Source organism: Undibacterium sp. JH2W (assembly GCF_049340425.1).
GTDB lineage: Bacteria > Pseudomonadota > Gammaproteobacteria > Burkholderiales > Burkholderiaceae_D > Undibacterium.
Map to the genome: position 1 here is coordinate 167,539 of NZ_JBMPOT010000008.1, position 17,837 is coordinate 185,375.

Genomic DNA, 17,837 nt, shown 5'->3' on the forward strand with positions numbered 1-17,837 from the left:
TTCAAGCGCGCTGCCAGGCAAAATTCTCAAGCTTGGCCGCTGGTCTGCGTTGGCCACGTTGATCGACACCCGCATCAAACAAGGGGATCAAACCAGCAAACCGCGCATGCCAGGAATTATCAGCCCTGAATCTGCTCAAACTTTCTGCACTGCTACGATGTAGCAGACAGGTCTTGAGCAAACTGGAGAAATCACTGTGTCCGTCATACAAGAACACACCATCTTCTTCTGCCCGCAACGACATTTCCCCAAAATTGGAAGACAAAACCGGTATACCCAAAGACCGGTACTCATAGTATTTGATAGGATCAACCGAGGCTGTCAACAACTTGCGCTTGAACGGGATCAAGCCTACCGAAAATTTTTGCATGGCCTGCATCGCTTCAGCATGACTGCACGCAGGCAAAATTTCCACATTGTCTGGCAAGTCACAGGGTGGCGGTGTAAACACCGGTCCTATCAAACGCACTCTAGCCGCAGGATCATTGATAGCGAGCGAGGAAGCCAGAGTCACCAAAGCATCCCAATCAAACCAGTGCCCTATCGTACCCACGTAGCCATACACAGGAGCATGCGCTGATTTTGGCAATGCTGGCGGCAGGTTATGACTATCACAGGCATTCAGAATCAGGCTGAGCTTGTCAGCATGCGCAGAAAAACGCGATACTGCACTGGAAGAAACCACGATTTTATTAACCCGCGCAGCCAGGTGGCGCTCCGTCATTTCCATAGCCTTGCTAGAAATCCCTTCATAGAAAGCCGGGAAATCATCCATGGCATCATATAAAGAAGACGAAGCTGGGTGCCGAGCCATGGCTTGCAGAGCCAGTTTGGAAGGCTTGCCTACTACAAACTGTGTTCTGCCTTCAGCGGCAAATGCATCTATTTCTGCCATGGTATTGCGCCAAAACCATTGATGCAGGTAACCCGAGGCAGGCAGCGGTTCTATAGGCAGCGCCGTGACTTGCGCCAGCTTCAACCAGTCTGCTTTCAGCGGATTTTCCTGCACTTTTACCGTTGTGCAAGGTGCAGACTCTTGTGCCATTTTGGTGGCAAAAACACGTCGCACGTCAGACATGCCCGGCAAGCGCGTAGGATAAGGGTCTACCCACAACACCCTGGCTTTGAATTGCTGGTGAAACCACTGTACAAACTGATGTGGTCTTTGCGCAAAGCTGTGCCAGGGCACAGGCGAGAAATAGACGAGGCGCATCATGCAGGCTCGGTTTCAAGTCCAGCCTTAACTGGCTGAAGCTCAGATGCTATCTGGCCAGCAAAATGCTGGTGCAACACTTGCACAATACGCCCTGCTGCCTGGCCATCACCATAAGGAGATACCCCTCTGGCCATGGCACGATAAGCCATTTCATCATCAAGCAGGATTTGTGCTTCAGCGACAATTTTTTCAAAATTGGCACCGACCAGTTTCACTACCCCCTGCTCCACTGCTTCAGGGCGCTCAGTTTCTTCGCGCAAGACCAGTACAGGCTTTGCCAAAGCAGGTGCTTCTTCCTGCACGCCACCAGAATCACTGATGATGAGGTAAGCACGCTTCATCGCAGCCACAAAAGGAGCATAGTCCAGCGGCTCACACAAGTGTATATTGGCGCACTTGCCCAGCGTATTGTGGGCGACTTCCTTGACGTTAGGGTTTGGATGTACAGGATAGAGGAATTGCACGTCCGGATTATCCGTGGCCAGTTTCAGGATGGCGCGGCAAATATGTGCAAAAGGTTCGCCAAAATTTTCACGTCTGTGCGAAGTTACCAATACCAGGCGCTTGCTGGCATCAAGATATATGCCCAGATCCAGCTCACGTTCCGCCGTCATCAACAAGGCATCAATCACGGTATTGCCTGTGACGATAATGTCGGCATCAGACACGCCCTCTTTCAAGAGGTTTTGACGTGAACTCTCGGTAGGTGCGAAATGCCAGTGCGCCAGACGGCCAGTCAGTACGCGATTGATTTCTTCAGGAAATGGATTGTCCCTGTCCCAGGTACGCAAACCGGCTTCCACATGGCCTATGGCTATTCTGTGGTAAAAACAGGCCAGTGAAACTGTCATCACTGTCGTTGTATCACCCTGCACCAGGACCACATCCGGTTTTTCTGCCAACAAGACTTCATCAAGGTCGAGCAACATGCGGCCTGTCAGCGTAGTCAGTGATTGGTTAGGGCGCATCATGTTCAAATCTATGTCGGCTTCAATATCAAAGAAAGCCAATACCTGATCCAGCATCTGACGATGCTGTGCTGTCGCCAAAACGCGTACTTGCGCCCAGGGTTGCTGTTGCAAGGCCAATATCACAGGTGCCATTTTGATGGCTTCTGGACGCGTACCAACTACACATAGTATTTTTTTCATGATGATGTTTTTCTTTCTGATTCAGAAATGTCTGAAAATGATATTCAATGTCTATCAAGGCTTTGCAAAGGCTTTCTCCATGGCCCTGGCACGGCAGTCCCAGTCATTGGCATCGGCCAATTGCGCCAGGCGCTGGGTAAATGCCGGGTCGTCTTTGACTGCAAAAGCTGCATCCAGCGCCTCGCTGAGTGCTTCCACACTATTACCGGAAAATACTTCTTCAAAAGCGACGCACTCTTCCATATCCCTGGTAACAACCACAGGTTTTTCCAGAGCAAAATATTCAAACAATTTGAGTGGAGAAGTTGTACGGGCAATCTCACCTGGCGCAAATGGAATAAAACAAACATCAAACTGACGTGCATAGGCTGGCAAGATTTGATAATCCACCGTACCCATATACAAAAGATTGTCAGCCTTGAGTAATTTCTCAGAGCCACCGTAATAATCTGGACCGATGAATACAAAGCCCAGATCAGGGCGACTGGTCACCAGATCGGCCACAGCTTCATACCAGAGCCAGGGAGCCAATGCGCCAAAATAACCCACCACTTTGCTGTATTTGCTGCGGAAGTTTTGCAAGTTTTGCGGCAAAGGCGTGCTCAAATGCTTGGGATGGCGGTAGTGCATGGTGTCCACCCCGTTTTGCGCCAGGATAACCTTGTCTGCGCCAACGGCAGCAATCGCTTCTGCTTCCAGCTTCTTGGCTGAAGCCACGACATAATCAGCACCACCGTTAAATGCGAAATCTTTCAGGGCCAGTAAGCGACGCACGTTTTCTTCATCGCCACTGATTTGCGGATCAATATGATCGATGTATTCATAGACTAGCGTTCCGCGCTTGCCATTTTCCAGCAGTAATTCCGGCGTATTCGCATAGGCAGTCGAATACAATGAGCGTGTCACATCCTGCAATTGATTGACTTCATGGCGATTGGTGATCCAGACGTTCTTGACCACTTCGCGGCATCCCTGTACATCGTCGCCAGCCCAGTTGTCCGTGCGATAAATCACCAGATAACCCAGGCGACCAAAGGCAGCAGCGATATGTTGCGGGCGCTGATACAGCGGCACATTCCAGTCTATGACCAGTTCTTGTACGAAAATACCTTTGTAGTCAGCACGACGCGACAATACTTGTTGCTGGAATTCGGGCCAGCTTAAATCCTTGTTGGTCGACCTGGATGCAACAGTATTGCCAGCCGCCGGTAATATAACTGTAGGAGCACTGGCATTAATTGTCTGAGGGTTGGTGCCTGCTGTTACTGGTGCAGTACGTACCCAGCGAACAAAATCATGCCTGGGGCCATGCAGAGCCCAGCGCATTTTTGCGGGCAAGCGCCAGAATACAAATTTGGCCATGTCATAAGAAGCACGTCCCGGGCTTTGCACAAACTGCTTGGTAAAACGCAAAGGCCGCGTCAATATCCAGGAGTAAGACTGTTTCAAGGACTTGATGGCTTCTTCCTTGCCATGCACATCCAGATTCAGCCTGGCCATTTGCGCGTCGCGCACATCAAGTTGTTGCAACAATTTGGCATAGTCTTGTTCTTTTTGTTGCAGGCTATCCGACAATTGCTGGTGCTCTTGCTTCAGTTGCTGAAGATTCAGCGTCAATTGCTGAGAATTTTTTGTCAATTGCTCAAAACTGACATCCTTGGCCACAATTTCTGCTTGTACTGCTTGCAGGGCTACAGCGTGTGATGCAGATTCTTTCGCTATCTGGATTTGAAATTCGTCACGCTGTTCTTGCAATTTGTGTTCATAGTCTTGCAAGCCTTCATTGAGGATGACAATTTTCTTGTCTCGCGCATCCACATCCTGTTGGAGTTTTTCGCTTGCCAGCATCAAGCTGGCAATTTCTTGTTGCTGTTGCTGGCGGAATTGCTCATGCTGCGTGAGCATTTGCTGTTGATGCGTATTCACCAGAAGTTGCTCTTCTTGTGCTTGCTGTGCCTGCTGCAATAACAGTTGATTTTCGCCAAGCTGTCCTTGCAACTGATTCAATTCGGAATGCGTATCGATTTGTAATATATGCGTCTGACTCAGACGCAAGCCCAATTTTTTCAGCCAGGCCGTATCGGCATACATCAATATGATTTGATCGCCCTGCCACAAGCTATTTTCCAATAGGCGGCAATCTTGCACCTTGGCCCAGACCAGGTTGAAGCCGTTCTCCAGTTGCAGTGGGATATTTTCGGGGAGGAAAGAATAGAAATGTTCACTCTCACGTTCCATCTCGCGGTAAGGCAAGGCCAGAATGACGGCCTTCCTGGCGCGTTGGCTCAGGGTATGCAGCACTTGATACGGCTGATGAAAATGCTCCAGCGTGTTAGAAGAAAACACCAGGTCAAATAAATTCTGCTCGCCAGCAGACGATTCCAGCCAATTGCTATTCTCAAAACGCAAAGCCGGGTAACGCGCACTGGCTTGCTGAATCGCAGCAGCAGAAAAATCCACACCAGTGATTTGCTCTGCCGGCACATAACTGGCCCAGACATCAGTACCGTCACCTTGTGCACAGCCCCAATCAGCCAGGCTCAAGGCTTGCTGGCGCGCTTGATCCAGCAACCAGTGCGGCAGATGTTGAATGGCGACCTTGGCGAAAAAACGCGATTGCTTGTCCCCTCTGCAAGCGAGCCAGTCATTTTCAAATCGCGTATCCCAATACGCACGGGAATTTATTTCTGTTTGCATTTTTTACTATCTATCACTCATGTGTACTGCTACTAATTTTGATTATTTCCAGGCTACGAACTGCTAAGCTGCCAAAACCTGCTGTCTTGCGCTCACTGTTGACACTACGAGCTCCTGAGCAATCGGCGGCTGGAATAAGCCAAAGAAACGCTGATCTGCCAGTGAAGAGAAGTAATGTGCACCTTCTATGTATTCGTAATAATGAATATCCCGATGCAAACGGTTTTCCACCGCTGCCACCAGCAAATATTTGCCTGTCACCAGAGGATTGGTCAGCTTGAAGCTGACTTCAAAATTCTCTGCATCAGGCAAGCGCTTAGCTTCAAAGTCATGTGTCGTCGAGACGATGAGATCACTGCCTTTTAAATCTTTGATGGAGACGGCAATACTTAAATGCTCGCGCGATATGTTTGTTGGTATGCACAAGCTGATTTTCACATCCAGCTCACTACCCCATTCATGCACGTCCTTGCGTACACCTTTCGTATCAAGCACAGATGCAGAAAGTATCAAACCCTTGTGCGAACCCCAGTGTGTCGTGGGGCGACTGTCCAGGGCGACGTCTGCCGTGTCATTCAAGTTCTCGCTGATACCCGGCAAATCTCCGCCAGACATGGAGATACTGGCTACCGGTTGCACTCTTTCATCTTCCGCAGCGGCATCATCATCCTGGAACATCATTTCCATATACCGCCCGGTCACAGGGAAAACATCACCCTGCTCCAGCATGCGGCCCTTGTCCAGCCAGATGGCGCGGTCGCACAAGGTGCGCACAGAACTGACGTCATGGCTGACAAACAAAATGCTCGCACCGGTCTTTTGTATATCCTTGATACGGCGCATGCACTTGGCAACAAAGCGCGCATCACCCACCGCCAGGGCTTCATCGACAATCAGGATTTCCGGGTCTACGTGAATGGCAATCGAAAAAGCCAGCCGTGCATACATGCCGCTGGAATAGGTCTTGACTGGCTGATCCAGAAAATCACCCAGCTCGGAAAACGCCAGTATTTCATCCATGCGACCCAGCATCTGCTCTTGCGGGAAGCCCAGGATGGCCGCATTCAGCAAGACATTTTCACGCCCTGTAAATTCAGTGTTGAAACCGGCCCCCAGCTCCAGCAAAGCCGCAACCCGGCCATGCGTGGTCACCAGACCCGAAGTCGGCGACAAGGTGCCGCAGATCATTTGCAAGAGGCTGGATTTACCACTACCATTGCGGCCTATGATGCCTACCGTTTCACCCGGCGCAATCTCGAAAGACACGTCGCGCAAAGCCCAGAATTCACGATAATAAGTTTTGGTACGGGACAATAGCATTTGCTTGAGCCTGTCCTGCGGCTTGTCGTAAAGGTGGTAGCACTTGCTCAGTTGCTCTACCTTGATGGCAAATTTAGAGGACATCAGCAAACCCTTTGCGTGTTTTTTGGAACCATGCGAATCCCAGCCAGGCAACCAGACCAGACATCAGGAAATAAATCAGCCAGTTTTGCCAGTCCAGATGCTTACCCCAGATCATGGCATCACGACTCTGTTCTATCACCTGAGTCAAAGGGCTGACCTGCACTACCGCACGAAAATCTTCAGGCAAGGCGACGATGGGATAAAACACCGGCGACAAAAATGTCAGCACCGAGATGGCAACACCAACCACCTGGTGAATATCTCGAATAAATACGCCAAGCGAAGCCAGTAACCAGCTCAAGCCCAGGCTTAGGAACACCAACGGCAACAAGATGGCTGGCAAATAAAAAATGGTCGCTGGTGGCACGCCGAAAAATATGGAATAAAAAATCAACCACACCACCAGACTGATCAACAAATGAAAGCAGGCGGCTCCCATTGCAACGACAGGCAAAATCTCCAGCGGGAAAATGACTTTCTTGACGTAGTTGACGTTGCTGACAACCAGAGATGGCGCACGATTGACACATTCTGAAAATAAACCAAACACCATCAGACCGGCAAATAAAACCAGAGCAAACTCGGTTTTGGAATCAGAACCACCTGCCCAACGCGCCTTGAACACCACGCTAAAAACAAAGGTATACACTGCCAGCATCAGCACAGGATTAAAGAACGACCATAGCAAACCCAGCAAAGAACCCTGGTAACGGACCAGCACTTCTCTTTGGATCAGGCTCAGTATGAGCCGGCGATGCTGCTTCAGCGACAAAAGCAAGCTATACGGTGTAATAGACGGTACTGCGTGAGGATTCATTAAAAAATTTCGATTCAAAAAATTTGCGCCATATTTGCGAAACAAGAAAACTGCACAAGCGCAGCCTCAGGCGACATTCGGATTCTCCAAGGGAGAATTTGGATGCAAGGCATCCTGCTAAGTTCAATTTTTTTAATTTTTTTCAGTACAAAATGATGTACCTTGATCTTGACAGGGCAATTACATCAAGACCGCTGTAAAGAAAAAACACTTTGATTCGCTCGTATTAAGTGATCATGTGCTGGAGATCAACTAGCTACAGCAACATGCACACTTTGTCTTTTGGCGATTATACGAAGAGGTGTAAAAAAGAATTTCTACCAAATGTCGCGCAATTGTATGTTATTTGTACAAACAAAAATATGGCTTACGTAGTTCTACGTAGCCAGCTTCGCGATTGAGACAGCTTGAGTCTATAACCCTGAATGCTATGCCTGTACAGATTCAGACTATCCGGCAAACCCAAACCAACTCCATCTTTATCAAGGCGCGCTATCGCATTCCTGAGCATTATCCTGCCTATTGTTTGACTACATGATTACCGGGGCCAAATGAGTGACCCCAACTCTTGATCTGCCACAGCCGAGCCCTATCACACCTATTCAATTATGCATAATATGCATGCAGGGATGTGATTTGTAGATATGTTCCAAGTGATTGAAAATAGCATTCATCAGTTGACTGCCTTCTTTTTCAAGAAATCGCATCACTTTAAGACTTGGACAAACAATGGTACAGAGCAGCATTCTTTTTTCATCGGCTACCGCATTAGCCGAAAACATAAGGACAGGAAAATTAAAGTCTTATGAAATAGTGACCGCTTTTTTTGAACAAATAGCAAAGTACGGCCAGACCTGCAACGCTGTGGTCACGCTCAATAAGACGGAAGCACTACAAAGAGCGATGGAAGCTGATATCGCAATATCGAAAGGTGAAATCTGGGGAAAACTCCACGGCGTCCCGATTACAATAAAAGACAATTACCAAACAAAAGGGCTACGCACAACCGCCGGCTATAGTCCATTGACGAATAATGTCCCAGACATGGATGCTGAAATTGTCAAACTATTGAAAGGCGAAGGTGCCATCATTATCGGCAAGACTAACCTGTCGGTACTGGCAATGGATATGCAAACCGATAATCCTATTTTTGGAAAAACAAATAATCCATGGGATGCCACAAAAACCAGCGGCGGAAGCAGCGGAGGTTGTGCTGCAGCTTTGGCTACAGGAATGACTTCCCTGAGCTTTGCTAATGACTTGGCAGGCTCGATCAGACTACCAGCATCCTACTGTGGAGTTTATGGTTTTAAACCATCGTTTGGCGTTGTTTCTCTTCAAGGCATACAGACCGATCCTGAAGAACAAGTGAACGGGTTAAAGTCCCTGGCAGTTGCCGGCCCCCTGGCAAGAAATATTGAGGATCTAGAATTAGCGATGCGTATCATTGCGAAGTCGACAGGTGAAGACAGAAGGCTCACCCCCCTAGTCGAAAATACAGAGGCGATTGATATTAAGGGCCTGAAAATTGCCTGGACTGATGAATTTGGTGGAGTATCTGTCGATCATGAAATCAAGCTAAAAATTCGGGACTATGTTTCTGCACTAGAAAAAGCTGGGGCGACTGTTGTGAAAATAAACCCGGGCGTGGATTTCCATTTGGCCTGGAAAACATGGGGCAGTTTTGTTGGCATGCAAGGTGGTTATAACAAATCTAATTTTATCAAGTGGCTAGGCTTACCCTTCACAAAAGGTGTACTCAAAAATGTGCCCATGCACCAGAATATTGTCAAACCTACTTCGGTTAAAAAATACATGGCAGCCATGAATGTTCAGGATGCCATGATCACCGAGATGGAAAATTTCCTGAATATTCATGATGTTTTTATTTGCCCCGTGAGTGCCGTTACCGCCTTTAATCACCATGCACCAAGCAAATCCTATGGGAACTTCAGTATCTATAACAGCCCTATAAAAGTGAACAGTGTTGACCTTCATTACTACATGGCGACACAAGCCTATACGACCCCTTTTACCTTAACCGAAAGCCCTGTCCTGGCGCTCCCCATAGGTTTGAGTAAGCAGCAGTTGCCCATAGGCATACAGGTGGTCGGGAAAAGGTATGAGGATTTTAAATTATTACAAATAGGGAAAATTCTAAATAGTTACCTGGACAACATTGAATATCCATCAGTGAAATAAAAATGCACTAGTATTTTTAGCTGCCAACCTGCATCTGAATAATTTAGGACTTACGCAAAATTGTCCCAGCAAGGCTATCGCTATAGGAAACCTCCCTTGCAGGGGAGGTTCGTTACGTTGGCAGACAACATGTTGTCTGAAACCCCAACTCCACCGTAGCGACGAAGACAGTACTTTAGTACCGAATCTTGCTAAATGCGGGCGCTGCAACGCAGCTGGGGCGGTTTTGCGTAAGTCCTATAATTGAATCATCAACTCGTCAAATTAATCCCTCATGCCTTATCTATCGACTTCAAGGATGGAAAAAACACTGGCACTTTTACTGCCCCCAACAGCATCTCCCTGCCTTTTGCCGTTACGGTCACAAGACCGGCACTACCACCATCACAATTGATCAAGCCATCGGCACAAGCATCTTCCCAAATACACAGACGTGGGCAGGTGCTTTGCCAAGTGTCTAAAACATTCCGGTAACTGGGTGATTGCTGCTGTATCCATTCCAGCATTTGCAAGGTCAGGCTGGTGTGTGCGTCTGGCATGATGTATCCCCCTTGATCCGGTCTGAACCTTGACGAGTTGAGACTATTAGCACTTAGATGAGACGTAGCATTCCTGCCCCAGCACCTGCGGCGATCAGGATGACTGGGTTAAGCTTGCTGCATAAGACAATCGCCGCAGTCAGCAGCATTATCATATCAGCGCGCCAACTGGCACTGTCCAACTGGGCAAACAAGCAGGCGGTCGCCAACAAGAAACCGATGGAGATCGGCGCAAAGGTGTCGCGCACTGCCCCTGTCAGGCGGGTATTAAAGTGTGATGTCTTCAAGCTGATGACGGACAGGGTCAGTATAGTAGACGGCACAACCACTGCCAGAGTAGTCAGGATGGCACCTGTCCAGCCAGCAATCAGCCAGCCCACCAGCGAGATAAACAATAAATTGGGGCCTGGCGCCGCCTGCGCAATAGCATAGGCTGAGGCAAACTGCGCACTGGTTACCCAGTGTTTTTCGGTCACGACAAAATAGCTGATGTCGGGCGCCATCATCACCAGGCCGCCGCCGACTGCCATCAACGACAACACAGACAGATGGAGGCACAGGTCCAGCACGGGAGATTGTTCATCCATTTTTAACTTTCAAAAAATAGGCCGCGATGCTGCCAGGTAGCGCCAATAAGACAAATATGACAATCAGACGCCATTTGAGCAAGGCCAAGCCTGCAAAAGCCAAAGCCATCAACATCAACTGCAAGCCTGTCTGGAGACTGCACAATTTTCGTTTACCCGGCTTATCAATTTCAGCAGCCTTACCAGAATGATTAAACAGCGACATCGCCATCTTGAAGGCAGTGGCCAGTATCAACCCGGCAGCAACTGCGGTCATGCCGCTCAAAGCATCCCGCACCATATCCAACTTGCCAAAACGCTGATAGGCAACGCCAAGCGCTATCACCAACAGGAAAGGTGCGATGATCAGACCAGCCATGGCGGACAGGGCACCTGCTATACCGGCATAACGTTTACCTACCATCAATGCAATATTGCAGATCGTTGGGCCGGGCAAAGCCTGGCTCAGGGCAAGATAGCGAGCGAAGTCTTCAGCACTCAACCAGCGGTATTGCTCGACTAGTGCGCGGTAGGCGAAAGGCATGACACCGCCAAAACCGGTCAGGGCAATTTTTGAAAAAACAAAAAACAGCCGCACCGCCGACAAACTGGCAGGTTCACTAAGGGTAACTGCGGGCAATGATGGGTTCAACATACGGCACTCTTGGAAGCAAGGAAATTTTTATACAAGGCCATCTTCGTACTTGAGCAATTAAAAGTACAATGAATTTATTTAGATGATTGATTCATTTTTCTTATGAAAATCGATATCCTTGGTGTACAGGCTTTTGTCGCCATTGCAGATCATGGCAGCTTCAACAGGGCGGCTGATGTGCTGCATGTCACGCAAACGGCGGTGACCCAGCGCCTGCGCAATCTGGAGATTTTCCTGGGAGTGACGCTTCTGGAAAGAACTACGCGTTCGATCGCACTGACCAGGACGGGGCAGGATTTTCTGCCGCAAGCCAGACGCCTGCTGCAAGAGCTGTCGGCAGCATTGACTGAGATACGCGAGACCGGTAAAGCCCAGCGCGGAGATGTGTCGATTGCCTGCATACCAACAGTAGGTGTACGTTACCTGCCGAAGGTTATCCGTGAATACTCTGCCATGTTCCCTGACAATCGCATAAAAATACTCGACCATGCATCAGTCGGTGTTGCCGAAGCAGTCTTGCGACGCGAAGCCGAGTTTGGCATTAATCTGGCGGGGCCCAGTCACCCTGAACTGACCGCTACACCTTTGCTGGAAGATCAATTTGTACTGGTCTGCCGCGACGACCATGCGCTGGCCAGGCGAAAAAGCATCACCTGGGCACAGTTGCAATCGCACCCGCTAATCTTTGCCGGTCAGACAAGCGGTAACCGGCCTCTGCTCGATGGTTATCTGGGTAGCGAAAGCCTGCATGGCAGCCAAGCTGGTCAAGCGAGACTGAGTCTGCAGATTCATTACGAAGTACAGCGCAACTCCACTGCCCTGGGGCTGGTGGATGCCGGCATTGCTGCCGCCATCGTGCCCAATCTCGCCATGCAAAAAGGAACCTATCCACGTCTGCGCGTAATCAAATTGCAAGACCCTATCGTTTCCAGAACCCTGGTCCTGGTCGCCCGCAAGGCCGCCCGTCTGTCACCGGCGGCGCAGTTATTGTATGACATGATCAAGAACAGCCGCGTCGCCAGGTGAGAAAAACATAAACAAAATCGGCAAAGGCGTGTTTGCCCTGCCAGACACCAAAAACAGCACCGTCCGACACGCGCCGATTCATTCACGGCTCAATGTTTTATTAAAATACCGGCCATTTAAGCTGGATAAGAGTGGGTCTTCAGGACTCAGCCAGGAAAGCAAAGGACAGATCCAGCTTTAAAGAAATGACATTTCACGATCTGAGACACTCGGCGGCACCAATGCTGATTAATAAGGATGTTGATTTATTCACGATTGGTGCAATCCTTGGTCATAAAAATCAGACGGCGGATGGCAGATTTCTACCGCCACAAAATAAAAAAGACCAGATTAATCTGGTCTTTGATATCAAGCCAAGTGCTTGATTATATTGGCGGAGAAGGAGGGATTCGAACCCCCGATAGTATTGCTACTACGCCTGATTTCGAGTCAGGTACATTCAACCACTCTGCCACTTCTCCGGCTTAGGTTGCTCGCTATAAACGAAGCCTGCAATTATAGCAAAAAAACTGCTCAAATCAAAATTAGCAATTTAGCACATTAATTTAGGGTTGAATTGCCACATCACAAGACGACATGAAGATGTCATAAAGCAAGATTATATTCTGCCGCAATGTACTAAGTTAGGCGGCTTGCGCCTGCAGTAGTGGTGACATGAATTGATTTGAGGACTTGGCTTCAATGGAAAGTAGTTTAGCGGGAGATACCGTGGATCATTTGTCTCAGCAAAACCTGGTATCAGAGCAGGATGTCAATCAGTTTGGCGCGCAATCAGCCATCTTGATGTTGGCGCATTTGCAGCGCATCATTGAGCAACGCCTGTTGACAGCACGCTTCCAGCCCATCGTGCAAATGCAGAATGGCGATATCCTGGGTTATGAAGGCTTGATTCGTGGACCATCGGACAGCCCCCTTCACTCGCCCGTCAATTTATTCAAGGCGGCATGGGACAATAACCTGACCGTCACGGTCGAACACCTGTGTCGCCGCATCGTGCTGGAACAATTTGCAGCGCAAAATTTACCGGGCAAGTTGTTTTTAAATGTCAGCCCGGAATGCCTGCTGCAAAGAGACATGCGCTATGGTGAGACGCTGGATTACATCCATGAACTGGGTATCAACCCTGAACGTGTCATCATAGAACTGACTGAATACCAGCCCACCCATGACTATGCCTTGTTGTGTGAAGCTGTCATCCATTATCGCGAAATGGGTTTTGAGATTGCCATTGATGATCTGGGCGAAGGTTTTTCCAGTTTGCGTTTATGGTCGGAATTAAAGCCTGACTACGTCAAGATAGACATGCATTTTATCCAGGGTATAGATCATGATACTGTCAAGGCGCAGTTTGTGCGATCCATACAAAGCATCGCAGAGAAATCTGGCACCAGAGTAGTTGCTGAGGGTATAGAAACCCAGGCCGAATTATTGGCTGTTCGTGATTTGGGTGTGGCATGTGGCCAAGGCTATCATATCGCTCGCCCCCATGCTGCTCCAGCACGTGCCGTATCGGCTGAAGTGGCGCGTATTCTGACGCCAAATCCATACCAGGCAGCACGGCGTTCATCTAGCAGTTTTGAGCAAACAGCAACAGTAGAAAAAATTTTAAAAACCCCGCCGACGATTTCTTCGCGCATGCTCAATAACCAGGTTGATGACATTTTCTTGCAAAACCCGAAATTGCAAATCATTCCTGTGGTGGATGATGGTGTTCCAGTTGGCCTGATCAATCGCTATCATATGATAGATCGCTTTGCCCGCCCCTATCAGCGTGAGTTATATGGCAAAAAGCCTTGCACGGTATTCATGGAAGCACACCCTGTCATCGTCGATAAAAATACCAGCATGCAGGATGTCAGCCATATCATTGTCGAAGCCAATCCCGAGCATTTAATCAATGGCATCATTATTACTGACCAAGGTCGTTATCTTGGTCTGGGCAGTGGCCCGGACCTGATGCGTGAGATTACGCAAATGCAGATCAATGCTGCGCGTTATGCAAATCCACTGACGCAATTGCCGGGTAATGTACCTATCAATGAGCACATCGATGTACTGCTGCAAAAAGACCAGGCTTTCTGTGCCTGCTATTGCGACCTCGATCATTTCAAACCGTTTAATGATGTCTATGGCTATCGTCGAGGTGATGACATCATACAAATGACCAGTGAAGTTCTTAAAAAGCATTGCGATTCGCAACTGGATTTTATTGGGCATATAGGTGGCGATGATTTCATCATCCTGTTCCGCAGTGTGGATTGGGAAATACGCTGCCAGGCCATTCTGGCCAGCTTTACTGCCGCCATCCATGATTTTTATAGTAACGAAGACCGCGAAAGAGGTGGCTATCTCAGTGAAGACAGACAGGGCAAGAAAGTCTTTTACCCACTCGTTAGCCTGTCCCTGGGTGTGGTGAAGTCAAGGGCAAACCGCTATTACTCACATCACCAGATTTCCATTGCCGCGTCGGATGCCAAGAAGCAGGCAAAAAAAATACATGGCAATAGCCTGTTTGTAGATCGCCGCTCTGAAATGGATTTGTTGGTCGGATAAACGAAATCAGTCAACAAAAAACGCGCTTCACTGAACACAGTGAAGCGCGTTTTTTTCTTGAAACTAAAATTACTTAAGCTGCTGGTACCAGTTTTTCCAGACCACCCATATATGGGCGTAACGCTGTCGGGATAAGGACAGAGCCATCCGCCTGCTGATAATTTTCCAGCACAGCCACCAGAGTGCGGCCAACGGCCAGCGCAGAACCATTCAGGGTATGTACCAGTTCTGGCTTGCCCTGGGCATTGCGGAAGCGGGCTTGCATGCGGCGCGCCTGGAAGTCGAACATATTTGAGATCGAAGAAATCTCACGATAAGTGTTTTGTGCCGGCAGCCATACTTCCAGATCGAAAGTCTTGCTGGCACCAAAGCCCATATCGCCAGTGCACAGGCTCATGACACGGTAAGGCAGTTCCAGCTTGGCCAAAACGGCTTCGGCATGGCCTACCATTTCATCCAGGGCTTCCATGGATTTTTCTGGGTGCACGATTTGTACCATTTCGACTTTATCGAATTGATGCTGACGTATCATGCCGCGGGTATCACGGCCTGCACTACCCGCTTCAGAACGGAAGCATGGTGTATGCGCAGTCATTTTGACAGGCAGCGCATCGGCAGCCAGTATCTCGTCGCGTACGGTATTGGTGAGTGTGACTTCTGAAGTCGGGATCAGGTAAAACGTTTCGCCTGTGCCTTCTTGCCCGCCTTTTTTTACTGCGAACAAGTCTTCTTCAAATTTTGGCAACTGACCTGTACCACGCATGGAATCAGCATTGACCATGTAAGGCGTATACATTTCAGTATAGCCATGTTCCAGCGTTTGCATGTCGAGCATGAACTGGGCCAGCGCACGATGCAGGCGTGCCATGCCCCCCTTCATGACAGAGAAACGGGAACCCGTCAGCTTGACTGCAGTTTCAAAATCCAGGCCCAAGGCAGAACCAATGTCCACATGATCCTTGACTTCAAAATCAAATGCACGTGGTGCACCGACCTTGCGCACTTCCACATTGCCGTTTTCATCTTCACCTACGGCTACGGATTCATGCGGCAGATTGGGGATCGTTTGCAGGAACGCACTCATGCGCACTTGTACATCGCTCAAATGCGCTTCTGATGCTTTCAACTCTTCAGGGATACTGGCAACTTCCGCCATCAAGGCTGATGCATCTTCACCTTTGCTTTTCAGATTACCGATTTGTTTGGACAAGGTATTGCGCTTGCCTTGCAATTCTTCAGTACGGGACTGGATTTGCTTACGTTCGGCTTCGAGGGCATTAAAAGTTTCCACATCCAGCTGGAACTTGCGGGTAGCCAGGCGCGCTGCCACATTGGCAATGTCTTTGCGCAAAAGTTGAATATCTATCATGATTTTAAGTGCGGTGAACTAAGCTAATCGTCTATTGTATCAAGGGATGGGCATTTCCCCTATTTTCAAGCAGGAAGAAATGCCATTTTTACACCATGCTTTTAATATTAATACTTTACCAGACTACGATATGTCAGCTTGGTATTGCCCTCTGCAGGTACGCTGATTTTCCATACTGTAGTATTGCTGGCGCTCTTGGTGTAAGGGTGGCTGCTGCTCAAGACTTGCCAGTCACCCGGCATGGGTTCTTGCACGGTCACGATGACAGCTTCTTTTTTTGCATTCTTCAATACCAGCTCATAGGCGCTTTCAAATGCATTATTGTATTTGCCTGTTACTGTAAGTTTTTTGAAATCTGTTTGCTTTTTATCTGCCGTCACATCAAAGACCTCACCCAACTTCAAACGGACTTTTTCATTCTTTGGTGTGTGATCTACACTATCTTCGCCAATGAACTGTGCATTGCCTGCACCATCTTTTTTGTAGACGCGTACGACCCCTTTAGGTAAAGGCATGCCCAATTGAGAAGCTTCTTTATTGTCGAACTCAACAAAGACACCTATCTTCATTTTTTGACCAAGATCACCGTAACTACTTTGGTAGTAATAGTCACTACCGTTCAACAAAAATTCCTTGCGCACTGGTACGCCAGAAGCAGTCAGCAATGCCACTTGCTTGGTCTGGTTTTCTGCAATCGTGGTTGGCCTGTTCAGTGTGTACAGGTGATATTCAAATAAAGACTCTTCAGCCATAGCTGTCTTTGTCATCACAGGTTGCGGGCTCCCCATCATTCTAAATGCACTGCCAGCCACTTCATTACTTTGCTTGACTTGATTGACATCACCCGCCACCAGTTGCAGCTTGGCGTTGCGGTAAGTTGTACCACTGGTATTGCCCAGTGTGACCCAGCCTGAGATGTCAAGTTTGTCGTCAGTTGCATTCAGTTCGACCACATAGTCAGCCTTCCAGGATAAGCCACCAGTGAGGTAACTGAGTTCCACATCCTGCTGTTGCGCACCATTGTTATCCAAGGCCATGACCAGAGTCGGGCGGTCGCGTAAATTCGCTGGTACATCTGGATAAATAATACGGCCAGGCAAACCGGTTTCTATGCGATCACCTATCTTGAGCACCACACCATCATTGGCCGACAACACTTGGGCAGACTCTACCGTTTCTGCGCCTGTTGCAGTATTAGTGCGAATGATGTTGACATTGCGACCCACGTATTTTTCCAGCAGCTTTTGCGGTGTCAGCAAATCAAAATTAAAATTTTGCTCAAGGACAGACAAACTGCCTGGTGCTGACAAGCTGCGCAGCAAGGCGGTCTCAGGCCGCATCCTGGCACTGACGTCGCGAAAAGCCAGTGCGCTTGCGCCGCGCTTCAATGGCAGTTTGCGCTGGTCCTTGATCAGAGCCAGGTTTTCATTGTAGATCGTGACAGCGACTTCTTTCTGGTCAGCCAGGGTACTACGCTGCTCTTCTGTCTGGGCATAGACTGAGCCGGCCAGTGACAATAACAATATGATTGCGCTTGCGGCAAATGGTTTATACATAAAATTCCTTATCATGATTTTTGGAACTGTAATGAGATGACGGGCAACACTGACGATGACGCAGTCTGCTAATTAGTCTGCTTATT

The 17,837-nt window shown here is 48.6% G+C and carries 14 protein-coding genes and 1 tRNA gene; 4 read left to right on the top strand and 11 right to left on the bottom strand.

The genetic code is table 11. The features are described from left to right. Position 1: 1 nt before the first annotated feature. The 5 genes from ACO0LC_RS13710 to ACO0LC_RS13730 form a co-directional block, all read right to left on the bottom strand. Positions 2 to 1,213 (bottom strand): glycosyl transferase, encoded by a 1,212-nt coding sequence (locus tag ACO0LC_RS13710; protein ID WP_423003933.1) that lies wholly within the window; start codon positions 1,211 to 1,213, stop codon positions 2 to 4. Then, on the bottom strand, positions 1,213 to 2,367 hold the full coding sequence (wecB, locus tag ACO0LC_RS13715; protein WP_423003935.1) for a non-hydrolyzing UDP-N-acetylglucosamine 2-epimerase: 1,155 nt from the start codon (positions 2,365 to 2,367) through the stop codon (positions 1,213 to 1,215). The genes ACO0LC_RS13710 and wecB overlap by 1 nt, the downstream gene beginning before the upstream one ends. A gap of 54 nt (positions 2,368 to 2,421) precedes the next feature. Beyond that, positions 2,422 to 5,064, bottom strand: coding sequence for a methyltransferase (locus tag ACO0LC_RS13720; protein ID WP_423003937.1), 2,643 nt, complete (start codon positions 5,062 to 5,064; stop codon positions 2,422 to 2,424). 63 nt (positions 5,065 to 5,127) lie between these two features. Continuing rightward, positions 5,128 to 6,468: an ABC transporter ATP-binding protein gene (locus ACO0LC_RS13725; protein ID WP_423003939.1), complete on the bottom strand. Its 1,341-nt coding sequence runs from the start codon at positions 6,466 to 6,468 to the stop codon at positions 5,128 to 5,130. Further along, positions 6,458 to 7,285, bottom strand: coding sequence for an ABC transporter permease (locus tag ACO0LC_RS13730; RefSeq protein ID WP_423003941.1), 828 nt, complete (start codon positions 7,283 to 7,285; stop codon positions 6,458 to 6,460). The genes ACO0LC_RS13725 and ACO0LC_RS13730 overlap by 11 nt, the downstream gene beginning before the upstream one ends. 729 nt (positions 7,286 to 8,014) lie before the next feature. Between ACO0LC_RS13730 and ACO0LC_RS13735 the strand changes: the two genes are divergently transcribed. Continuing rightward, positions 8,015 to 9,487 carry an amidase gene (locus ACO0LC_RS13735; RefSeq protein WP_423003943.1) on the top strand — a complete coding sequence of 491 codons (1,473 nt, stop codon included), beginning with the start codon at positions 8,015 to 8,017 and terminating at the stop codon, positions 9,485 to 9,487. A gap of 272 nt (positions 9,488 to 9,759) precedes the next feature. On the opposite strand, the gene ACO0LC_RS13740 is transcribed toward ACO0LC_RS13735, so the two are convergent. From ACO0LC_RS13740 to ACO0LC_RS13750, 3 genes are read right to left on the bottom strand one after another with little or no spacing between them, the layout of a single operon-like run. Next, positions 9,760 to 10,026 (bottom strand): hypothetical protein, encoded by a 267-nt coding sequence (locus ACO0LC_RS13740; RefSeq protein WP_423003945.1) that lies wholly within the window; start codon positions 10,024 to 10,026, stop codon positions 9,760 to 9,762. Positions 10,027 to 10,079: 53 nt separating this feature from the next. Then, complete coding sequence (locus tag ACO0LC_RS13745) at positions 10,080 to 10,613, bottom strand: chromate transporter (protein ID WP_423003947.1); 534 nt, start codon at positions 10,611 to 10,613, stop codon at positions 10,080 to 10,082. Next, complete coding sequence (locus ACO0LC_RS13750) at positions 10,606 to 11,247, bottom strand: chromate transporter (protein ID WP_423003949.1); 642 nt, start codon at positions 11,245 to 11,247, stop codon at positions 10,606 to 10,608. Before ACO0LC_RS13750 ends, ACO0LC_RS13745 begins: the two co-directional genes overlap by 8 nt. Positions 11,248 to 11,349: 102 nt before the next feature. Here ACO0LC_RS13750 and ACO0LC_RS13755 point away from each other — a divergent pair, with 102 nt between their 5' ends. Both ACO0LC_RS13755 and ACO0LC_RS13760 read left to right on the top strand, forming a co-directional pair. Continuing rightward, positions 11,350 to 12,273, top strand: a complete 924-nt coding sequence (locus tag ACO0LC_RS13755; RefSeq protein ID WP_423003951.1) for a LysR family transcriptional regulator — start codon at positions 11,350 to 11,352, stop codon at positions 12,271 to 12,273. Positions 12,274 to 12,404: 131 nt separating this feature from the next. Beyond that, the gene (locus tag ACO0LC_RS13760; RefSeq protein WP_423003953.1) at positions 12,405 to 12,638 is read left to right on the top strand and encodes a tyrosine-type recombinase/integrase; all 234 of its coding nucleotides are present in this window, start codon (positions 12,405 to 12,407) and stop codon (positions 12,636 to 12,638) included. Positions 12,639 to 12,644: 6 nt separating this feature from the next. Here the strand turns inward: ACO0LC_RS13760 and ACO0LC_RS13765 are convergent. Then, positions 12,645 to 12,734, bottom strand: a tRNA-Ser gene (locus tag ACO0LC_RS13765). A gap of 322 nt (positions 12,735 to 13,056) precedes the next feature. Here ACO0LC_RS13765 and ACO0LC_RS13770 point away from each other — a divergent pair. Then, entirely contained in the window at positions 13,057 to 14,826 is a 1,770-nt protein-coding gene (locus ACO0LC_RS13770; protein WP_423004224.1) for a GGDEF domain-containing protein, read from the top strand. Positions 14,827 to 14,899: 73 nt separating this feature from the next. On the opposite strand, the gene serS is transcribed toward ACO0LC_RS13770, so the two are convergent. Both serS and ACO0LC_RS13780 read right to left on the bottom strand, forming a co-directional pair. Then, positions 14,900 to 16,195, bottom strand: a complete 1,296-nt coding sequence (gene serS, locus ACO0LC_RS13775) for a serine--tRNA ligase (protein WP_423003955.1) — start codon at positions 16,193 to 16,195, stop codon at positions 14,900 to 14,902. Positions 16,196 to 16,302: 107 nt separating this feature from the next. Beyond that, on the bottom strand, positions 16,303 to 17,751 hold the full coding sequence (locus tag ACO0LC_RS13780) for a DUF4139 domain-containing protein (protein ID WP_423003957.1): 1,449 nt from the start codon (positions 17,749 to 17,751) through the stop codon (positions 16,303 to 16,305). Positions 17,752 to 17,837: the final 86 nt, after the last annotated feature.